Source organism: Propionivibrio dicarboxylicus (genome assembly GCF_900099695.1).
Taxonomy (GTDB): Bacteria; Pseudomonadota; Gammaproteobacteria; order Burkholderiales; family Rhodocyclaceae; genus Propionivibrio; species Propionivibrio dicarboxylicus.
This window is the reverse complement of the sequence record NZ_FNCY01000013.1, coordinates 76200-97716: the sequence shown is the minus strand read 5'-3', so window position 1 is coordinate 97716 and position 21517 is coordinate 76200. Positions and strand designations below refer to the sequence as shown.

Genomic DNA, 21517 nt, shown 5'->3' with positions numbered 1-21517 from the left:
GCGTCGCCTTTGTGTGCCACAATGACGCGCTCCCGGCGTTTATGCCACGCTCCTTTCTTGTCAATTTCCGACGCACTCCCCGATTCCGCCAGCCAGCCTTACACCATGTTCGACCGAGATCAGGAGTCCTGCTGCGAGGCTCGTGCCGATGCGCGTGCCGGGAGTGATGTCGTTGGCATCGCCGGTGCAAGTCCGGAGGCGATCCGGGTGGCGGAACTTGAACGGCGCATCGCCGATCTCGAAGGCGAAAACACCGTCCTCCTGAGCGAACTGGCGGTTCTGCGGCGCGCCGAGCGCCGGCTCCAGCGCGTGCTTGAAGGCGCCGACGAAGGCTTTTGGGACTGGGATATCGCCAATCAGCGCTTTGTCGTCAGCGATCGTTTCGAGACGATGTTTGGATTCGAACCGGGTGAGCGCGACTACTCGCCTGAAAAATGGGTCGAGTATGTGCATCCCGACGATCTTGTGCGGGCTGAAGAGTCGATCCGGCGCCATCTCGACGGGCGGGCGCCGAGCCATACGCTCGAGCTGCGGGTCCGGACCAAGTCGGGCGGCTGGAAATACGTGTTGACGCAGGGGCGCATCGTCAGTCGTGATGCCGATGGCACGCCGCTGATGATGTCCGGCACGCATATCGACATTTCCGCCCGCAAGGAGGCGGAAGCTCGTTTGGTGGAGGCGCTGAAGCAGGCCGAAAAGGCGAGTCGCGACAAGTCGCGCTTCCTCGCTTCGGCCAGTCACGACCTGCGGCAACCGATGCAGGCGATCCGTCTGCTCGTCGATTCGCTCGGTCGGACCGCGCTCGACGCCGAGCAGAAGCGCATTTGTCATTACATCAACGCGTCGGCGCACGAGATCGGCGGTTTGCTCAACGCGCTGCTCGATATCTCGAAGCTCGATTCCGGGATGGTTCGGCCCGACAGCGAGACGATTCAGGTCTATTCCCTGGTCAGCAAGATCGATGCCGAATTTTCGGCGATCGCTGTCGGCAAGTCCTTGCGTTTCAATTTGTGTTTCCCGTTCGGCGAGATGGCGGTGCGCAGCGACGGCAAGCTGCTGATGAGCCTGATGGGCAACCTGATCGGTAACGCCATCAAGTACACCGATTCCGGCGGCATTCTCGTGTCGGTGCGGCGACGCGGCCGGCATGCCTTGGTGCAGGTATGGGATACCGGTTGCGGTATCGCGCCCGAACATCTCGATAGCATCTTCGACGAATATTTCCAGGTCGGCAATCCGGAGCGCGATCGTACCAAGGGGCTGGGGCTTGGACTGGCCATCGCCCGGCGTATCGCGGCACTTCTGAATACCTCGATCGTCTGCCGTTCGCGCTTGGGTCAGGGCAGCGTTTTCGAGTTCCTGCTGCCGCTCGCCGATGCGCGTGAACGCAAGGCGCCGCGTCGCGTCGAGCATGTGCCGGCGGGGCCCTTGCATCGGCCGGCGAGCCGGCATATTGCCGTGGTCGAAGACGATACGATGGTCGCCATGGCGGCAACGCTGGCGCTCGAGTCGTGCGGCATGACGGTGACGCGTTATGCGTCGGCCGAGGCGGCGCTCGCCGATCCGGCCCTGTTGTCGGCAGATTTCTTCATTGTCGATCTGCGCTTGCCGGACATGAACGGCATCGAACTGCTCGATATCGTCCAGCGTCTGGTCGGCCAACCGGTCAAGGCGGTGATCATGACTGGCGATACGGCGGTCAAGCGGATCGAGATGGTGCGCGCGACGTCCTGGCAGGTGCTGTTCAAACCGATCGATCTGGCCGCGCTGCTTGCCGCCATCGAAATCGAGGACGCCAAAGCGCTGGCGCTCGCCCCGCCGGGCTAAAGGACGGAGGCTGGATTTCGGTCTTGCGGGCGGCGGCGATTGCCGCGCCGCATCCGGGCTCGGGTATCATGGCCGGTTTTTGACGTTGCCGGCGGCTCCATGACGCATCAGTTCCAATTCAATTATTTCAATCCCACCCGTCTGCTGTTCGGACCGGAGGCCATGTCCGCGCTGGCGGTGCTCGTCCCAAAACAAGCCCGTGTCCTGCTGATGTATGGTTCCGGGTCGATCCGGCGCAACGGCGCCTATGACGAAGTAATGGCGGCGCTGAGCGGCCATGCGCTGGTCGAATTCGCGGGTGTCGAGCCGAATCCATCGCTCGAAACACTCGATCGTGCGGTCGCGCTGGTGCGGCAAGAACAGCTCGATTTCATCCTGGCGGTCGGTGGCGGTTCGGTCGTCGATGGCGCCAAGTATGTCGCCTGTGCGGCCGGGTATGCCGGCGACGGCTGGGACATCGTTTCGGGCCGGCAGCCGGTGACCGAGGCGCTGCCCGTCGGTGCGGTCATCACCCTGGCGGCGACCGGTTCGGAGTCGAACGGCGGTGCCGTCGTCACCAGCCTGGCGCGGCAGCAGAAAAAGGCTTTTTTCGCCGAAGCGATTCGGCCGCGCTTTGCCGTTCTCAAGCCGCAGTACCTGGTGTCGCTGCCTGACCGTCAACTCGCCAACGGCCTCGTCGATGCTTTCGTGCATGCGTGCGAGCAGTACCTGACCTATCCGGTCGATGCCCTGGTACAGGACGGTCACGCCGAGGCCGTGATGCGCGCGCTGCGCTTGCTGGCCGAACGCTATGACGAGCGCCGCAGCCTCGGTTGGCTGCAGAACCTGATGTGGGCGGCCAACCAGGCGCTCTGCGGCATTCTCGGCGTCGGCGTGCCGCAGGACTGGGCGACGCATCGTATCGCCGTCGAGTTGACCGCGCTGTACGGCATCGATCACGGTCGGACGCTGTCGATCCTTCAGCCGAGACTGCTGCGCGAGACGATCGAGGCCAAGCGCGCCAAGCTCGAGCAACTCGGGCGGCGCGTCTTCGACCTCGTCGATCCGTGCGCCGAGGACGTCATCGACGCGATCGAGACGATGTATCGCCGCCTTGGCATGCCGCTCAGTCTGGATGATGCCGGCGTGACCGACGGCGAAGCCGCGGCGACGATCCTGGCCGCCTTGCGGGCGCACGGACTCGATGCTTTCGGCGGTCATGCCGGCATCGATGCGGCGATGACGGCGCGCATGATCCGGCGCATCTGCTGGCCCGCCTGAGGCGGTCCGGGGGCTGGCTCCGGCGGCTCAGTGCGGGATGCTGCGGGAGAAGCCGTTGATGATGACGACGCCGGCGAGGATGAAGGCGATGCCGATGAGCGCCGGCAGGTCGAGCGTCTGCTTGTGCACGAGCCAGCCCAGAATCGAGATCAGCACGATGCCGATGCCCGACCAGACAGCATAGACGATGCCGACCGGCAACACCTTCAGCGTCAGCGACAGGCAGTAGAACGAGATCGCGTAGCCGGCGACGGTGATGACGCTCGGCCAGAGTCGGGTGAAGGATTCGGCGCTCTTGAGCGCGGTGGTGGCGATGGTTTCGGCGACGATGGCGACGGCGAGGTAGAGATGGGCGGGCGTCATGAAGACTATCCCCGGGTCGCCAGCGCCGCTTCGCAGGCCTGGCCGATGGCGAGGATCCTGCGGTCGCTCAGCGCGGTGCCGGCCAGCATCAGACCGACCGGCGCCTCGCCCTCGCGCTGGCAGGGGATCGTCAGCGCGCAGCCGTCGAGGAAGTTGATGACGCTCGGATTGCGCAGCATCAGCCCGTTGGCCTTGAAATACGCGTCGTCGGACGCGGCGAGTTCGGCGATGCCCGGCGCGACGATCGGCACGGTCGGCAGGATCAGCGCGTCGTAGGGCATGAGCATTGCGCCGACGGAGTCGATCCAGCGCGTCCGCGCCTGCATCAGCTCGATGAAGTCGGCGGCGCTCATCGCTTCGCCGCGGCGCATGCGCGAGGCGACGCGCGGGTCATATCGGTCGGTGTGCGCGGCGATAAGATGGCGGTGCCAGGCCCAGGCATCGGCTGCCGTGAATCCGCCCTTGGCGTTGATCTCGGCGAGTTGTGCGAAGGCCGGTACGGGAATTTCGTCGATCAGCGCGCCAGCGGCCGACAGTCTGGCGACGGCGCGCTGGAAGCTCGCCGCTACCTGGGCGTCGAGCTCGTCGAGCACGACGGTGGTCGGCAGCGCCAGGCGCAGGCCGCGCAGCGGCAAGGACGGCAGTGCGCACGGCGTTTCGCCGGCGAGGATGGCGTCGAGCGTCGCGCAACAGGCGACCGACGGCGCGATCGGGCCGATCGAATCGAGATGCGTCGACAGCGGCAGCGTCCCGGTCGTCGGCACCCGACGGGCGGTCGGCTTGAAGCCGGTGAGGCCGTTCAGCGCCGCCGGGATGCGCACCGAGCCGCCGGTGTCGGTACCGATCGCTGCCATGCTCATGGCATCGGCGACGGAAATCGCGGCACCCGAGGACGAGCCGCCGGGAATCCTGCCGGTAGCGCGGTCCCAGACATTTTTCGGCGTGCCGTAGTGCGGGTTGAGGCCGAGTCCCGAGTAGGCGAATTCGGTCATGTTGGTCTTGCCGACGATGACGGCGCCGGCGGCGATCAGGCGGTTCACGATCTCGGCATGTGCGATGGCGGGCGGCGCATCGGCGAGGACGATCGAACCGGCGAGTGTCGTCTCGCCGCGCACGTCGAAGAGATCCTTGATCGAGACAGTCAGCCCGTCGATCGGCGATCGCGCCAATCCGGCGCACCGCAGGCCGTCGGCGGCGGCTGCGGCGGCGCGGGCAGGTCCCTCGTAGACGCGGGTGAATACGCGCGCGCCCTCGCCATCGGGGGCGGCGATGCGGGCGAGGGCGGCGTCGAGTTGTGCGACGGCCGTGGTTGTTCCGGCGCGTAGCGCGTCGGCATGGTGCGACAGTGTTCCGGGTTTGGTCATGGCAGGGTCCTGGGGCATGATGGCTGCGCCGGTCGGGCGCTAGGTGATTCCATATTGTTTGATCTTGCGCCACAGCGTCGAGCGGTCGATGCCGAGCAGGCGGGCGGCTTCGGCGCGCTTGCCGCGGGCCTGGGCGAGCGCCTTGCGGATCTCCGGCGCCTCGTCGTAGGCGGGGCTTTCGGCGTGGGCGCGAGGGCTGTCGTCTTCGTCGATCAGGACGCGATGCACGGTGGCGGCGTCGATTGTATGCTGTTTGGATGTGACGAGCAGGCGTTGCACGATGTTGCGCAGTTCGCGGACGTTGCCCGGCCAGTCGTGGGTCTGCAGGGCCTTGAGCGCCGGTGCGGAGAGCGTCTGGCGGCGGCCGAGGCCGTTCTCCTCGCGCAGGAAGCGTTTGGCCAGCGGCCCGATGTCTTCCTTGCGTGCGCGCAGCGGCGGCAGGCGCAACTGGAGTACGTTGAGCCGGTAGTAGAGGTCGGAGCGAAAGCCGCCTTGCTCGACGAGTTGCTTGAGGTTCTTGTTGGTCGCGGCGATGACGCGCACGCTGACCGGGATCAGCCGGTCGCTGCCGAGGCGCATGACGCGTTTTTCTTCAAGCACGCGCAGCAACTTGCCCTGAATGCCGAGATCGATTTCGCCGATTTCGTCGAGGAAGATCGTGCCGCCGTGCGCCATTTCGAAGACGCCGGGTTTGCCCTTCGGGTTGGCGCCGGTGAAGGCGCCGGCGACATAGCCGAACAGTTCGCTCTCGAGGATCTGGGTCGGCAGCGCGGCGCAGTTGATGGCGACGAAGGGACCGTCGTGGCAGTGACTGTAGTTGTGGCAGCTCTGGGCGAACAGTTCCTTGCCGCAGCCGGTTTCGCCGGTGATCAGGATCGACGAGGCGGAGAGCGCGTAGTCCTTGGCAGTCTCGATCGTCTGCTTCAGCGCGTCGGATTCGGTGACGATGTCGGCAAAGCTGAAGTGGGCGACGTGTCCGCTGGCGAAGATCCGGCGCCGCACATGCGCTTCGGTTTTCTGGATCTGCGCGATGTCCTGGAAGGTGACGACGACGCCGACGCATTCGTCGCGGATGATGATCGGTACCTTGTTGCAGAGCACATCGGTGCCGTTGATCGGGATGATCTGGCCAAGTTCCTCCTGCCGCGAGGCGATGACATCGGCAACGCCGAGTCCGGGCCAGGCGTCGCCGACCGCCTTGCCGATCAACTCCTGCCCTTTGCGTCCGGCAATGCGCTCGGCCGAGCGGTTGAAGAAGAAGATCTTGCCGTTGCGGTCGGCCGAGATGATGCCGTCGTAGGAGTAGTCGAGCACCGCCCGAAAAATGGCCGCTTTCGCCTTTTCGAGGTTCTGGCCGTCGGCGATCAGCCGCGCCTCGGCGACGGCCTGGAGGATGCCTTCCTGGCCGTTCTCGATCAGCTCGAACGGGCAGCCCTGCTTTCTGGCGGCGATCTCGGCGATATAGCCGCCGACGATCGCATTGGCGCCGGCGCCAATGGCGGCAGCGACGGTGGCATCGGCGTCCTGTTCGGACGCGAGGATGTGGATGCGCAGATCGATGCCCATCGCCGAGGCGAGGCTGTCCAGCCCCTTGGCCATCGAGGGAAAGACGACGACGGCGATCTGCTTGCCATGGTGCCGCGCCCGCTCGATCGAACGGATGACGTCGAAGGCGGTGACGGCGATCTCGACGATCACCACGTCGATTCCTTCGGCATGAATCGCGGCGGCAGTGATGCCGCGCGTGATGACGATCTCGGTGCCTTGTTCCTGCAACGCCCGGACGCGCGCGACGCCCTCGCCCGACAGTCCGGTTTCGAAGCGGATGTCTGCACAGTCGTCCTTCAGCGTTCTTTGCGCCAGTTCCAGCATGCGCTCATCGAGCGCGAGGAAGGTGATTTGGGACATGAGAGAAGGGGCGTCAATGATGATGGGGTGTTGTGGGCATCATTATGCAACGGTTTGCAGCGAAAAACCTCGTGCTGCCACGTCAATCGTTTTCTCTTGTCGCTGGATGCATTTTAAGCAATTGATTTATCGGGCTAAAAAAATTGGTATGCAATGTGCTAGATGTCGTTCGCATGGTTGTGTCGGCGTGGTGCGTGGGGCGCCACGGTATTGAAGTGCCGCCATGCGAGTTTGTAGGGTCGGTCGCCCGGTATGGGGCCGGCGTTTTGTGAATGTGCGACAGGATGGGTGCGACGATGAATAGCAGGGTTCTTGAAGACTGGACGGATGGGTTCTTTCCATCGACTACGCCGGAATCTCCGGATGCGGGTGATTTGTTCCATCGCAAACACGAGGCGGCGATGACACGGGCGCGGGAAATCCTCAATTACAAGTCGGTGCGAACGTCCGATGTGGAGGAGGCCTTGAATGTCTGGGCCTTGCAAATGACGCGGAAGGACACCCCCTAGTCGCTGCCGGCGCTCTGGGCGTTGGTGCAGGTATTTTTGACGCCACGCGGTCGAAGAGGCGACGAATTCGATCGCCTGCATTGATATATCGGGAGGATCAGAAAGACGCGAAAGGTCGACACTATTACTAGGTCGAAATGGCCCACAATGGTCTGGCAACACCTGTTTGTTTATTAACAATCAAAAGGATGCCAAATCATGGACAACTCTGTCACTTTGATACATTCCGTTCAGAAATCGAAAGCGCCGCGCCTGCCGGCCGATATTGACTTGCGTGTCGAGAAATACTATCGCCAGCGCGTTCGCGACACTTGGCAGGGGCGCAATATCATGCACGGTAAAGCGCCCGCTGCTGCCGATCTGGTGCTGACCAGCAACGATTACTTGTCGATTGCCCGTCATCCGAGGATCCTCAAGGCGATGGTCGCCAGCATGCAGCACGAAGGGAACGGCATGCTGATGTCCGGCGTGTTCCTTCATGGCGAGAATCCCCAACTCGCCCTCGAAGACCGGCTCGCCCGTTTCATGCATGCCGAGGCCGGGGTGCTTTGCCAGTCGGGCTATGCGGCCAACACCGGATTGATCCAGAGCATTGCCGGTGAGCAGTCTGTCGTCTATGCGGACATGATGGCGCATATGTCCCTTTGGGAGGGGATTCGTTCGGCCGGTGCAAAAGCCGTTCCATTCCACCACAACGACGTTGAAAATCTTGAACGGCAGGTGTTGCGAAACGGCCCCGGCATCGTTGTCGTCGACTCGGTGTTCAGCACCAGTGGCAGCATTTCTCCGTTACGGGAAATCGCAGCCATTTGCGAGCTCAACGGCTGTGTGTTCGTCGTCGATGAATCCCATTCGCTCGGGACGCACGGTCCGAACGGGGAAGGCCTCGTCGTCGCCATGGATCTGACCGACAAGGTGCACTTCCGGACGGCGAGTCTCGCCAAGGCATTTGCCGGGCGGGCCGGATTTGTCACCTGTTCGGAGGCCTTCCAGGAATACTTCAAGTTCGAGTCCTTTCCGGCCATTTTCAGCTCGACACTGCTGCCGCACGATGTGGCCGGCATCGATGCGACCTTGTTCGTCATCCGGCAGGAAGCTTGGCGACGGCAGCGTCTGCATGACAACGCGGTGCGTCTGCGTGAGTCGCTTCAATCGATCGGGTATAACCTGAATGACAGTGCGTCTCAGATCGTCTCGCTGGAGGCCGGTCCGGAAGAAAATACCTTGGCGCTCCGGGATGCACTCGAATCCAGGGGAATCTTCGGCGCGCCCTTCATTGCGCCGGCGACGCCAAAGAACCGTTCATTGATCCGGTTCTCGGTCAATGCCGGGCTTTCCGACGCCGACATCGACCGGATCGTTCGTGTTTGTTGGGAGATTCGCGACGAAATCGGCGTTGCGAATTGGCCGTCGACGCGGCGCTTGAGCCGCGGCGTCCGCCTCCACGATGGAAGCGGCGCACTTCCCGCAGAATCGCCGGCCAAGGCTAAAGTCGTGGCATAAGAGGGAATGACACGATGCAGGCCAGAGATCAAAAACAGAGGCCCGGGCGTGTTGCAGCAAAACATAAAAATACAGGTAAAGGATTCTCCTAACGCCCAAGAATTCCTTGCCGTGCCTCCGCATCGAGCTGATCCAGGTAGTCCCCGTAGCTGTGGATGTATTTCAGGTTGAATGCCGAGGGAGAGTTGATCACCGTATACAGGTAGTTGTCACCGTTCTGCCCGGTGAATTCATGCGCCGGATACAGGCACGATTTCCAGTCGTCATAGGCGGGGGAGTAGTCGCCCGATGTCTTCCAGAAATAGGGGATGTGATGCCGACTGCTTAGCTGCTGCAACAATTCTTTCGGAGCGCCCAGTTCGTCGGCGATTTCAAAGTGGCTGCGCATCATCGCCTCGGTCTGCACGATCAGCAGATGAGCCGATCCGGTGGTGTCGAGCAGCAGAAGCCCGTCGGGGGTGCAGGACAGATAGTGCTCGACGATGTTCAGTTCCTTGCAGATTTCCTGGAAGCGCGCCGCAAACATCCGGTCGAAGAGGAAGACATGCGATCCGACCGCAAGCATGTGCATCAGGGCGTCTTGCAGTTGCCGCAGGTATTCCATCTGCAGGTCGGCAATCGCGGTGTTCAGGCGCGCAATCGCATCCGGGTACTGCTTCTTGATGAAGCGGTCGATGATGCCTTCGTTGAATGCCTGTATACCGACCTGTTCATCGGCCTTTCCGGTCAGCAGTATTTTCTTGACCGCCGGGTTCCTGATGCCTCTGCATAGCTCGAGCCCGTTGATTTCCGGCATGTCGTAATCGATGACGACGACCGATATCTGTTCGAAGCGTTGCTCGTTATGGACCACCCGATGGATCTTGTCGAGGTTGATGTCAATGACATGGTGGGCCTGGCTGCATTCCCCGCGGTGTTGGTAAATCGATAGCAGATCCTCGCCGATTGCCAGTGCCGGGGTGGCGCCGTTCAGAGCAACGAGCGCCGAGAAGGGTGAGTCGAATTTCCGGTAGGCAAGGCGCGAGTCGAGCCCCAGCGCAATGCTTTCGAGGAAGGACGGGCTGTCGTCGATAAAGGCAACTGTCGTTGGAAAATAGAACGGCGGAATCGCGTAGGGTGTCATATCGCGGGAAAATTCAATTCGAATTCGGTGAATTCACTGAAAACGGAGCGGCAGGTAATCGATCCTCCGAACAAGGTCATGACATCGTGGCAGAACGCAAGACCGATCCCGGCGCCGAGAATATTGTCGTTATCTTCGGTTGAGGTATAGAAGCGGCTGAAAATGTGCGAAACATGTTCCGGTCGGATTCCCAGCCCCGTGTCCCTGAACAGCAAGGCGTTGCCTGAATCGCCAGCGCGGAATGAAATCCTTATATCACCCTTTCCGGCTTTGGCAATATGCCTTAATGCATTCTTTACGAGGTTAAATATCACATGAACCATGAGTAATTTATTGCCGGTGAACTGGAAATCATGCCGTGGGTCGATCGTGATCAGCGCGCGCTCCGCGGGCGAAAGCGGATAGCGTTCGAGCGCCGTTTCAACGCTGCAGCGTATCGAACACTCGGCAAGAACGATGCCGTTGCGCTGCGTCTGCCGGGCGCTCATGAGCAGCATGTCGATGATCGTGTTCGAATGCATGGCCTCGACTTCCACGCGCTTCAAGGCGTTTTTCATGGATTCGATGTGAATGCTCCGGATCGGTGGCACCTCCAGGTGTGCGGACTTGGCGAGTTCATAGGCTTTTAGCAGGTCGGGCAAGTATTCGCCGAGGCCGGTCGCGGTTGTCGCGATGTTGAGCAATGGCGTACGCAATTCGTGAGCGATGCTGCTGGCGGTGGCGATCATGGCACGCTCCTGTTCGACGCGAACCATGAGAGATGCATAATTCGCGGCAGCGCCAAGCGCGATGGCGAAAGCGAAGATCGGCAAGTAGATGATGCTGACGAGCGAGATCCGGGCGGCTTCAGTCGTCGCCGCGTACAGCATCCAGGCCAGTAGTGTTCCGAGTACGAAATGCACGATCAATGACAGCCAGTCCAGCAGCAGCGCCATGGCAAATAGCGCGACCAGGACGGAGGCGATCCAGACCTCGCTGCTGTCGTTCTTCAGCAGCATGAAAGTAAAGAAGAACGGCAGACAATACAGCAGCGTGAAATACCAGAGTGCGGGCAGGTGGCGCCTCCACGCGGACGGCCAGTGTTTGGAGAAGACGAGCGGCAGGAAAAGCAGCGAGCCGATGAGGCGTAACCACAGATTTTCGTATGGCTGTGGGAAAAGGTACGACCAGATCCAGTAGTACAGCGGAAATGCGACGAAGCCAATGGAGCCGAGTGCGACGCGACGTCGGTCAAAATATTCGACGTTGCGATTGGCCTGGGTCATGGCATTCGACAGGTGATCCTTGATTCCCTGATACGGTGTGTTCATCGTTCGATCGCCAGGTCTTTTTGTCGGGGCGTAGGGCTATTGTGACGATACACCCCTGTCGTTGCCAAATGGAAACGCGATTGGCGAGACGTTGCTCCTCGGCCATACCGGTTGCCGTACGTATCGCCAGAATCCTCCGATAGCGCGCAATTGACGCGCAGCCGGAATCTTGTTCAAGACAAAAAACAACGAATCGCAACGTAATGCAACGTAATGCACGACGCATCGTCGTCCGTGGCCTGGCTGCATTTTTATGTGTCTGATAATAAACGATTTTTATCCTGGCACGGGCTGTGCTGACAGACGAGGGCGGGACGCTGAGGCGTTCGGTCTCTTAATTCGATGGAAAGGAATATGTCATGGCAGCCAATCTCACGATGTACGTTCTCAACGAGCGCGCCCAGTTCGCCTACAACCATCCGAATGCGGCGGTCGCCGAGACGCACAGGGGCTTCGAGGTCTTCGAATGCGCGTTCCGGTTTCACGGCATTCCGTTTTTCTCCCGCCGCGGTATCGAGCGGCAGCGCTTCCCCGATCAGGCCGCGCTGGAAAAGCACTTCCGCGGCCTGATCGCCAGAGACCTGAAGCTCTCGCAACTCGATCGACTGACCCAGAAGGCACGCGAAGTTTATGCCGATGGCACGGTGACGGTACGGCGCAGCGATGACGGATTCTGCATTCGCCACAACGAGGCACAGGCGCCGGTGCATGGTTTCCGCACACGCTCCTACGAGCGCCGGATCCGCGACATCATGGTCGCCCGGCGCGCCTCGCTGCATCCGACGCCGGTGCGCTTTGACTCGCTCGATGCGCTCTCCCGTTTTCTCGACGAGCGCGCCGTCGGCCAGGCCAGAGAGGCAGAACGCCGCGAGGCGCTCGCGCGTGCAAGCGCGATGGCGCAGGCCGCTTTCCCCGATCAGGGGGCGCGGGTGTTCGCCGGCAAGCGGGCGAGCGACCGCTTCGCCTATGTCGTCGTGCTTGCCGAGGCCGTGGACGCTGAGCGTGAGCTTGGCTTTGCGTCGATCGAGGCACTGCTCGCCTTTCTCGACACCAGGACGCGAAGCGACTTTCCGCGCCGCCGCGTCGCCAACGACAACGTGCCCCGCTATTCCGGCGAGGCGCTGGCGCTGTCTTCATGACCACGCCAGCGTCATTGCTCATCACATCGCAGTTAACCCATAGAAACGGAGAATCATGATGTTTGAAATGTCATCGGCCGCCATGGCCTCGCTGATCGGCGTGATCGTGGTGGTCGGCATCTCGATGGTCAATGAGGACCTCAATGTCGGCATTGTCGCGATCGCTTTCGGCGTGCTGGTCGGCGCGGTCTTCGCCGGGCTTCCCGCCAACAAGGTCATGCAGGCCTGGCCGATCGATCTCTTCATGATTCTGACCGGCGTCACCTTCCTGTTCGGCATTGCCACCACCAACGGCACGATGGAAAAGTTGACGAGTAATGCCATCCGGCTAGCCGGCGGCAACACAACGTTGATCCCGGTGATCCTCTTCGCGCTGATCACGATCATCACCACCATCGGGCCGGGCAATATCGCCACCGTGACGCTGATGGCGCCGGTCGCGATGGCGATCGCCGGCCGCATCGGCATGAATGCTTTTCTCATGACGCTGCTGGTCGTCGGCGCCGCCAACGGCGCGGCTTTTTCGCCGATCGCGCCGACCGGCGTCATCTCGACCTTCTTCCTCAACAAGATGGCGCCGCAACTCGATCTGCTCGGACAGCAGCTCGGCAACCTCGATTCGCTCGCCTGGAAGATCTATTTCAACTCGGAGGTGGCGCAGATCGTCGGCAACGTCGGCGGTTTCTTCCTGCTTGGCGGTTGGGCCTGGGTGCGGCGCCAGCGTCACGCCTCGCTCAGCATCGACGAGATCGCGCCGAAGCCAGAGCCATTCAATCGGCATCAGTGGCTGACGCTCGGCTGTATCGGCATGCTCGTGTTGCTGGTGATCCTGCCGAGCCTGGCGGTGACGCAAAGCCTGTTCACGCCGACGGTGATGAAGGTCATCGGCAATGGCAAGTCGGCCAATGTCGGCGCCATCGCCTTCCTGCTTGCCACCGTGTTGCTGGTGCTGAATGCCGGCGACAGCAAGGCGGCGATCAAGTCGATCCCCTGGAGTGTCATCGTCATGGTCGGCGGCATGGGCATCCTGATCGACGTGATGGACAAGGCGGGCGGCCTCAATGCGCTCGTCAATATCATCTCGACGGTGTCCACGCCGGGCAGCATCAGCGGCGTCCTGGCCCTGGTGACCGGCATCATTTCGGCGTATTCGAGCTCGTCGGGCGTCGTCATGCCGATGTTCCTGCCGCTGGTGCCGGGCTTGATCCAGCAGCTCGGCGGCGGCGATGCCATTTCGATGATCTCGTCGATCTGTGTCGGTTCGCACATGGTCGATACCTCGCCACTCTCGTTGTTCGGGGCGGTCTGCATCGCGTGCGCCGCCGAGTCGGAGGACAAGGGCAAGCTCTTCCGTCAGCTGCTTGTCTGGGGCTTTTCGATGGCGGCGGTCGGCGCCGTCATCTGCTACCTCTTCTTCGGGGTGCTCGGGTTCTGAGCGCGATTCCGGATCGCGGAGACCGTGCTGCGCCGGGGATGCCCGGCGCAGCACGATGTCATCGAACGGCACGATGCTTGTACGATTGAGGCGGACGGGCGTTCCTGCTTACTTCCAGTTCGCCGCCAGCACGGGGATCAATGCCTCCTGATAGTTCGGCGGTAATACCGTCTGCCCGGCGGGCGGTGGATTGAAACTTGCCATCGCCTGGATGAGAAGATCCACTTGTGTATCGACCAGGACCTTGCCGTCGGCTGTCTTGAATTGCTCGATGTGATAGGTGCTGCCGGCGTACCAATTCTCAACCGTGACGCTGTCCGCCGTGCCGATGACATCGATTTCAAGGTTGTTGCCGACGTGGCGGAACCAGAGTTGCTCGGGGGCGATATCGGGGCTGAAGACGATCTGATCGGCGCCGGGGGCACCGTAATCGCTGGCACCGTAATAGCTAAGCGCGTCGCAATCGTTGGCGCCGTAATCGTTGATGATGTCATTGCCATCGCCGCGATTGAAGAGATAGGTATCGGCGGAGGCGCCGGACTTGATGCGATCGTTGCCGGCACCACCATTTAACGTGTTGGAAAATTGCCCGGTACTCCAATAGCGGTGACCCATCTGGATCAGATCATTGCCATTGCCGCCTTCGATACTGCTGTTTGCGCGCGAACTGAAGGTGATGGTGTCGTTGCCATCATCTCCGTACACCACGCCGCCGGCGGTGTTATCGATGGTGTCATCGCCTGCGCCGCCGAAGACCGTGCTGTCGCCGCCGTAGATCGTATCGTTGCCATTGCCGCCGTAGATCAGGGCGTCACAGCTATTGGAAGTGATTTGGTCATCGCCATCGCCGCCATCGACAAAGTGTTGGCCATACCACAGAAACAGTTGATCATTGCCGCACGTTCCGATCAGCGAACAAGTTGTGAGATAGTCTGGAGACCAGATCGTGCCATCGACAAACTTTACCTTCAAGTGCTGCATGTGTGCGTAATACCAGCCGTCAATCGTGATCGTATCTCGCGATGATGGTGTTGTCGGATCAGTGATGCGGAGGATGATCGCACCTCGCGTACTTGCGGAAATACTGACGTCGCCCGGCGCTATGCCTTCACCAAAAACAATTTCGCCTGATTTGCCAAAGCAGAGAACTGTGTCGTTGCCGTCGCCAAGATTGAAGTAGTAGACGTTGTTTGACTGGTCGCCGATCAGGAAATCGTCTCCTTTGCCTCCCGAAATGTAATTGGTGTAGTTGAAGTAGTTATTGGCATAGTGCGGTTGGATATAGTCGTCGCCATCGCCGCCGCAGACGGTGTTGTCGCGCCCGCCAGTGCCGTACATGATCAGATCGTCACCACCTCCGCCGTCGATCGTATCTCCGCCGACGGTGGCATCAATCGTGTCGTTTCCCTCCAGCCCTAGGACAAAGCTCCTCGTCGTGCCAATTGTCATATAGTCGTTGCCGCTGCTTCCTCCATACGCCGTCAGCGCAGTCATCCCTAGCGACGAGTAGGCTTGTGTAAGGGCTGCATTGATCGCGCCGACTTCGCCGCTGCGGACGGCGCGTTCAATCCACCCGGTGACCTTGCCTTCCATGAGGCCGAGGTAGCTTTCGTCGATATCGCCGGCATAGCGTTTCAAATCCAGGCAATCTGTTATCCCTTTTGCCTTGTTCCCGGCATAGACCGCATCCAGCACCGCATCCATCTCCGAGTAGTCGAGCCGGAAGCCGTTCTCGTCGATCGTCAGTCCGATGCCATCGAAGTAGGGTTTGAGGCGGGTCTGCGGCGCCAGTGCGTTGTAGGCGGATTGCTTGAGCGCCGTATAAGCCTGGTCAAGCAGCGGCGTCTGCGCCGTGTTGAGGCTTACGAAGGCGTCGCGTTCATCCGTGGCCGGGCCGCCCGTCTGCGCCGCCGCCAGGGCTGTAATGACGGTGCCTTGACCGGTTGTTACGCCGGTGTCGCCGACCGTGACGAAGGCCTGGGCGTTGAAGCGTTCCAGGATGCCGATGCGGGCCGAGAGCGTTTCCTGTTGCGTCTTCAGCGTTTGCAGGCGGGCGTACTCGCTCGGGTTATTGGCCACCAGCGCGGTTGCGATCGTGTTGTCATCGAGCCTGCGGGTCGCCCAGTAATCGGCGATGCTCATGCCGGGCGGCAGATAGACGAGGCGGTAGCCTTTGGCCGCGGCGGCGTCGGTCGAGGTCCGCTGCGTCGAGGTGCCGGCCCAATCGGCGAGCAGAGTGTCGAGGCGATCGAGCATCTCCATGCGCGTCGTGCCGTCGAGCGACTGGATTTCGGCGACCAGCGCATCATAGAGCGAAGCGGCTTCGCGCAGGGAACGGACCATGCCGGCGCCCTGCATGTCGGCGAGATCGCGGGCGGCGTCGGTCAGGACGATGGGATCGGTGAAGCGGCTGACGAAGGGATTGGTGACGAGGTCGATATCGCCCATCGTGCCGATGCTCGCGTCGTCGCGCACATAGACGCCGGTGTCGGCGATGCGGTTGCCGTTTGCCTGCGTCGTGTTCTGCGCGCTGCGGGCGAGGCGCAATGCGCTGATATGCTCGTTCGCTAACGTAAAGAGTTCATCGGCTTGCGCGATGCCATCCTGGTTGAGATCGCGCCAGAGGCGGAGGTTCGCCCAGTCGGCATCGTTCGCATCGACGACGCCGTCATGGTTGGAGTCCTCCTGCGCGAGTGCAGCAAAGCCGTCGGCGGCGATCCCGCCGGCATCGAGCGGCGTGGAATCACTAAAGAGCTCAGCACCCGAGTCGATCGTGCCGTCCTGGTCGCGGTCGGCGACGAGAAAGGCGTCGTCGCTCTTGAGCCAGCCGGTGGCGATGCGCACGCCGTTGTCGGCGTGGTCGAAGAGGATCGGATTAGCGGCGTCGATGCCCAGGGTCTCGATGCCATCGCTATCGAGGTCGAGGACCAGCGGGTCGCGACGCGGGGGGATGGGGATGGCGGTGCGGGAACGGCCGTAGGTGATATTGGTTTCCCCCACGACGTCGCGATAGCGGAGCAACGATGACGGGCTGAAGCCAACCCCTAATGGATTCTTATCATTGATGCCGAGCGAGTCGAGAATATCCTTGAGCAGGCCCTTCGCGTCTTCGGCCACAGAGGTTGGCACATCGTAATACCGGCGCTTGTACATGAATGCCGCCAACATCGCCGCGGCGATTTCCGATTCGGACTGCGACAAGGTGCCGCCGCGCACAAGATCACGGATATCGTTCAGGAGTTTCGAGTCGGCGGCCAAACGGTCGGCGGCGGGAGTTGCAGATTTTTCGGCATTCGTGTAGCCGTCGTCGTGGATTTTGCAAACATTGTCAACTGCGTTTGTCGCGGTTCCATTTTTATCGACATCTCCTCCAAACTTTCCATCAGAGTAGCCAGGGCCACAATAGTTGGTACCCTTGATGCCGAATTCCGTTAACGTGCTACCGGGGATGAATTCCATGGTTTTCTCCTTTGCGGTGACGGATCAGTGTGCGGCTGTAACATTGAGTTTGCGAAGAATGATTTCGGCGCCATCGCGATCCATAACGAAGATGGCGCCTGTGTTGCGGGCGATGCAAAATTCCATCGAAATTGGCAGTTCGGTTACGATTTTTGCGTTGCTGCCGTCTGGTGCCGAGTTGGCGAGATACCACAGGTAATTCCCACCCCCAGGCCGCAGCTTTGCGGCAATGAAATAGAGATTCCCCGCCTTGTCTCGCTTTGGATTGGAAAAATTGAACAGCTCGCTGCGATGGTCTACACGGATCATCGTCAAGGCGCTCGTTCCTATATCGAATTTAAGCAATGTCGGCCAATGCCCTATAAGGCCATGTGGGCCTTTCTCTTCGGGTAGAGTCCCCCCTCCCTCGCCCTCGAAAAGAACATTATTGCCATCAGCATCGCCCATGCTTATCAGGTAATACTCCTCGTGAGTGAGACGTTGTTCGCGCCCGCTTTCAATGTCCACGGCAAACAAGTCAAAATTGCTTGCAGGGGTTTTCCCCTGCTTGCGTTTCTTGCCCTTGAAGTAATAGATCGTCTTGCCGTCTGGCGAGAAAACGGGATCGAACTTCACTCCCCCGCTGTTTGCCAAAATTCGTTCCTGCCAAGTCTTGGTGTCGAGCAAAACGATCCGCATGTCATCGCGGTTGTAATATCCTGTGTGAGTATCGGCTGAGATGGCGACGAGTGACCGTCCGTCAGGCGCCCAACTGGGAAAACCGATATTGCGTCCCGGCTGAGTGGGAATCTGCGTGACCAAGCCGCTGTCCGTATCAAGCAGGCGCATCCCGTGCGCGAGGCGATTGGTTGTAAACGCGAGTCGCTTGCCGTCGGGCGACACGGCCAAATGACCACGTTCGGCCTGCAAGCCAGTGCGGTAGACCGTTTCGGTATATGCAGGGAGTGCCGTTGCCAGCGAAAGAAAAGCTATTGTTATCCACCCCATCGGGACGGCACGCCTCACCATACTTTTGACCTGAGTTAGCGTGCTGCCATGTACGAAGTCCATGCAAGTCTCCTTTGCGCTTGAAGATCAATGCGCTGCGGTAACATCAAGTTGACGAAGAATGATCCCGTTAGCGGATTGCTCCGTCTTGGGGGGGCTCTTCGACCATTCCATCGCGCGAATCGTGATGGGAGCCCGCACTCATGTCCGGGGCTTATTGTGGCGAAAAGTTCGGGATATGAAACCGTCAGAACTGACAGGTCAGACGGAAAAATTTGAGGCATGCGCGTCGGCAGAATTGCGAGCGCCGGTATCGATGCGCGTGACGATGCACGCAGAAGTGCTAGATAGTTTTCCCAGCGATGCGGAACGCATGCGGACAGGTTGTCGGCCGCCGTCGCGTGAGCATGTGGCCAGGACCGTAGTCAACTTCACCATGAAGCGCCGGGAAAGCCCGGCACTTCATGGTGTCACCGTACAGGGAAAATCAGGCTGAAAACGGTGATGCCGTCGGCTGAACGCACGGCGACATCGCCGCCATGTGCCTGCATGATCGAACGGACGATCGCCAGACCGAGTCCGGTGCCTTCGCTCTGGCGCTGGCGTGCGGCGTCGACGCGGTAGAAACGGTCGAAAAGGCGCGGCAGGTGAATGGCCGGGATCGTTTCGCCGGTGTTTTCGACGTCGATGACAACGGTGTCATCGCGGCGGTCGATACGCACGCTGACCCGGCCCGATGCCGGTGTATGGCGCAGCGCGTTCGAGAGCAGGTTGGCGAGGGCGCGGCGCAGCATCAGCGGTTCGCCGGTGACCGTCGCGTCGCCATGACGTTCGAGTCCGATCTGGCGATCGTCGGCGAGCGGGCGGTAATACTCGAGCAGCGCGTCGGCGAGCGCGCCGAGCGCCACGGCTTCCGTCGTCGGCAGGCGCCGCCCGTCTTCCGCATTCGCTGTGACTTCTTGTCCTTCCCCGGCCTTCGCGAGCGAATGTTGGCCTTCCTCCGCTTTCGCGAGCGAGTGTTGGCCTTCCTCCGCTTTCGCGAGCGAGTGTTGGCCTTCCTCCGCTTTCGCGAGCGAGTGTTGGCCTTCCTCCGCTTTCGCGAGGAAGAGCATATCGGCGATCATCCGCGACAGACGCTCGTATTCCTCGATGTTCGAGGCGAGCACGTCGCGGTAGTCGTCGGCGCTGCGCGGGTGGGCGAGCATCACCTGCGTCTGCGTCAGCAGGTTGCTGATCGGTGTGCGGAACTCGTGGGCGAGGTCGGAGGAGAAGTCGGAGAGCCGCCGGAACGAGGTCTCCAATCGCGCCAGCATGGCGTTGAGCGTGTCGGTGAGCGCCGCCAGTTCGGCCGGCACGGCATCGAGCGATAGCCGTGCATCGAGGCGCGTCGCGGTGATGCCGGCGGCGGTGTCGCGAATGTCATTGAGCGGCGCCAGCCCGCGCCGGACGGCGACCCAGCCGAGCAGACCGGTGGCGACCGCGGCGAGGACGACGAAGGTCCACAGCGTCAGCCGGAAAGAACGCATGAAATGCTCGTGGTATTCGATGTCGATGGCGACGCCGACAGTCGCCGTTTCGGCGCCCGGAACGGCGGTAGCGACGCGGGCGACGATGCCACGGTAAGGCCGCCCGCTCGATGCGCGCCAGAGGCGCGGCGTTGTGCTCACCGGCGTCGTCGTCGGCACTTCGCGCAAAAGTGCGTCAGGGAAGTCGACGCCGCGCGTGGCGAAGAGCAGGCGGCCATCACGGGTGGCGACGACGACGGCAAGGCCTTGCGGACCGACCAGCGCCTCGTCGAGCTGGCCGAGCGCGCCGATCAGGTCATCCTCGTTTCTTGCCCGGCCGAGCTCCTGTCGCGCCAGGTCGAGCTTGCCGTTCATGATGTCGATGTCCTGGGCGGCGAAGTGGCTCTCGACCGAGTTGCCGATCAGGATGCCAAGCGCCAGCAGCACGCCCGACGACATCGCTGCGAAGAGCAGCGTCAGCCGCAGCGTGATCGAGCGGCGGCCGCCTGCCGTCATGCCGGTACCTCGAGCACGTAACCCATGCCGCGGACAGTGCGGATCAGCTTCGGTTCGAAGCTGTCATCGACCTTGGCGCGCAGCCGCTTGATCGCCACGTCGATGACGTTGGTATCGCTGTCGAAATTCATGTCCCAGACCTGCGAGGCGATCAGCGAGCGCGGTAGCACTTCGCCCTGGCGACGCAGCAGGAGTTCGAGCAGCGCGAATTCCTTGGCGGTGAGTTCGATGCGCTGGCCGGCGCGGGTGACGCGGCGGCGGATCAGGTCGAGTTCGAGGTCGGCGGCGCCGAGGCGGTCGGCTTCCTTGGCCTTGCCGCCGCGCCGGAGCAGCGTGCGCACACGCGCCAGCAGTTCGGCGAAGGCGAAGGGTTTGACGAGGTAGTCGTCGGCGCCGAGTTCGAGGCCGCGCACGCGGTCGTCGATGCCGTCGCGCGCCGTCAGGAAGAGCACCGGCATGTCCTGGCCGGCGCGGCGGAGGGTGTCGAGGATCTGCCAGCCATCGATGCCCGGCAGCATGACGTCGAGGATGGCGAGGTCGTAACTCTCGGTCAGCGCCCGGTGCAGTCCGTCGGCGCCGTGGTTGACGAGGTCGACGACGAAACCGGCCTCGACGAGGCCTTGTTTCAGGTAATTGCCGGTTTTCGCTTCGTCCTCGACGACGAGTATCTTCATGTCCTTCTCCGTGGGGCGGGACCGCCGTCGCTATTGTGCGGCGAAAGCGCGCGTTCGCGCCAAGATTACACAATTGTAATTATCGCGTCAGGTGCCTGTGGGCGCCGGTCTCGTATAGTTTCCGACAACATGAGGGCGGTACCGAGGCCCTCCCGATTTGTCGCGATGGCCGCAGGACCCGGTCCCGCCATCGCTTTCCCAATTTTCCAAGCCAGCCCAGGAGCATGCGATGAAATTCCTTTGCAAACAGTCCCTTCTCGCCCTTGCCGTCGTCCTGTCGGCGAACGGCTTCGCCGCCGAACCGGCCGTCATGGGCGGCGCGGGGGGGCACAGCGGCCACGGCGGTCACGATCATGCCGCCATGTCGACGCCGATGTCCTCGACCTGGACCGACGGCCAGGTGAAGAAAGTCGACAAGGCCGGCGGCAAGGTCACGCTCGCCCACGGTCCGCTCGAGAACCTCGGCATGCCGGCGATGACAATGATCTTCCGTGTGCAGGACAAGGCCTGGCTCGGTCAGATGAAGGAGGGCGACAAGATCCGCTTCGTCGCCGATAACGTCAATAACGTGCTGACGATCGTCCGCTTCGAGGCGGCGCGCTAACACGGTGCCGGGCGTTCTGCCACGGAGGCAC

Annotated in this window: 16 protein-coding genes; 7 read left to right on the top strand and 9 right to left on the bottom strand. The window is 61.6% G+C overall.

Annotation, left to right across the window (positions count from 1 at the left end; all coding sequences use genetic code 11):
• The first annotated feature begins 105 nt into the window (after nt 1–105).
• On the top strand, nt 106–1827 hold the full coding sequence (locus BLR25_RS14650) for a hybrid sensor histidine kinase/response regulator (RefSeq protein WP_176785913.1): 1722 nt from the start codon (nt 106–108) through the stop codon (nt 1825–1827).
• Between the two features lie 99 nt (nt 1828–1926).
• Entirely contained in the window at nt 1927–3087 is a 1161-nt protein-coding gene (locus BLR25_RS14645) for an iron-containing alcohol dehydrogenase (protein ID WP_091938631.1), read from the top strand.
• Nucleotides 3088–3114: 27 nt separating this feature from the next.
• Here the strand turns inward: BLR25_RS14645 and BLR25_RS14640 are convergent, their stop codons facing one another.
• From BLR25_RS14640 to BLR25_RS14630, 3 genes are read right to left on the bottom strand one after another with little or no spacing between them, the layout of a single operon-like run.
• Complete coding sequence (locus tag BLR25_RS14640; RefSeq protein ID WP_091938630.1) at nt 3115–3450, bottom strand: SMR family transporter; 336 nt, start codon at nt 3448–3450, stop codon at nt 3115–3117.
• 5 nt (nt 3451–3455) lie between these two features.
• Entirely contained in the window at nt 3456–4814 is a 1359-nt protein-coding gene (locus BLR25_RS14635; RefSeq protein ID WP_091938629.1) for an amidase, read from the bottom strand.
• 39 nt (nt 4815–4853) lie between these two features.
• The gene (locus BLR25_RS14630) at nt 4854–6722 is read right to left on the bottom strand and encodes a sigma 54-interacting transcriptional regulator (RefSeq protein WP_091938628.1); all 1869 of its coding nucleotides are present in this window, start codon (nt 6720–6722) and stop codon (nt 4854–4856) included.
• 284 nt (nt 6723–7006) lie between these two features.
• Here BLR25_RS14630 and BLR25_RS21325 point away from each other — a divergent pair, with 284 nt between their 5' ends.
• On the top strand, nt 7007–7231 hold the full coding sequence (locus BLR25_RS21325; RefSeq protein WP_176785912.1) for a hypothetical protein: 225 nt from the start codon (nt 7007–7009) through the stop codon (nt 7229–7231).
• Nucleotides 7232–7429: 198 nt separating this feature from the next.
• Nucleotides 7430–8734 carry an alpha-hydroxyketone-type quorum-sensing autoinducer synthase gene (gene cqsA / locus BLR25_RS14620; protein WP_091938626.1) on the top strand — a complete coding sequence of 435 codons (1305 nt, stop codon included), beginning with the start codon at nt 7430–7432 and terminating at the stop codon, nt 8732–8734.
• A gap of 88 nt (nt 8735–8822) precedes the next feature.
• Here the strand turns inward: cqsA and BLR25_RS14615 are convergent, their stop codons facing one another.
• Nucleotides 8823–9857 (bottom strand): response regulator, encoded by a 1035-nt coding sequence (locus BLR25_RS14615; protein WP_091938625.1) that lies wholly within the window; start codon nt 9855–9857, stop codon nt 8823–8825.
• On the bottom strand, nt 9854–11167 hold the full coding sequence (locus BLR25_RS14610) for a sensor histidine kinase (RefSeq protein ID WP_245715572.1): 1314 nt from the start codon (nt 11165–11167) through the stop codon (nt 9854–9856). The genes BLR25_RS14615 and BLR25_RS14610 overlap by 4 nt, the downstream gene beginning before the upstream one ends.
• Nucleotides 11168–11526: 359 nt before the next feature.
• On the opposite strand from BLR25_RS14610, the gene BLR25_RS14605 reads away from it, so the two are divergent.
• On the top strand, nt 11527–12306 hold the full coding sequence (locus BLR25_RS14605) for a hypothetical protein (RefSeq protein WP_091938623.1): 780 nt from the start codon (nt 11527–11529) through the stop codon (nt 12304–12306).
• A 55-nt stretch (nt 12307–12361) separates the two neighbouring features.
• Nucleotides 12362–13741: an SLC13 family permease gene (locus BLR25_RS14600; protein WP_218122759.1), complete on the top strand. Its 1380-nt coding sequence runs from the start codon at nt 12362–12364 to the stop codon at nt 13739–13741.
• 108 nt (nt 13742–13849) lie between these two features.
• Here BLR25_RS14600 and BLR25_RS14595 read toward each other — a convergent pair whose 3' ends face one another.
• From BLR25_RS14595 to BLR25_RS14580, 4 genes are all read right to left on the bottom strand, one after another.
• Complete coding sequence (locus tag BLR25_RS14595) at nt 13850–17200, bottom strand: calcium-binding protein (protein WP_091938622.1); 3351 nt, start codon at nt 17198–17200, stop codon at nt 13850–13852.
• Nucleotides 17201–17224: 24 nt separating this feature from the next.
• Nucleotides 17225–18250: a TolB family protein gene (locus BLR25_RS14590; RefSeq protein WP_091938621.1), complete on the bottom strand. Its 1026-nt coding sequence runs from the start codon at nt 18248–18250 to the stop codon at nt 17225–17227.
• A 407-nt stretch (nt 18251–18657) separates the two neighbouring features.
• A complete protein-coding gene (locus BLR25_RS14585) occupies nt 18658–20208 on the bottom strand; it encodes an ATP-binding protein (RefSeq protein WP_091938620.1) in 1551 nt (516 codons plus the stop codon).
• On the bottom strand, nt 20205–20882 hold the full coding sequence (locus BLR25_RS14580) for a heavy metal response regulator transcription factor (protein ID WP_091938619.1): 678 nt from the start codon (nt 20880–20882) through the stop codon (nt 20205–20207). The genes BLR25_RS14585 and BLR25_RS14580 overlap by 4 nt, the downstream gene beginning before the upstream one ends.
• Nucleotides 20883–21111: 229 nt before the next feature.
• Here BLR25_RS14580 and BLR25_RS14575 point away from each other — a divergent pair, with 229 nt between their 5' ends.
• Complete coding sequence (locus tag BLR25_RS14575; RefSeq protein WP_091938618.1) at nt 21112–21486, top strand: copper-binding protein; 375 nt, start codon at nt 21112–21114, stop codon at nt 21484–21486.
• The last annotated feature ends 31 nt before the right edge of the window (nt 21487–21517 follow it).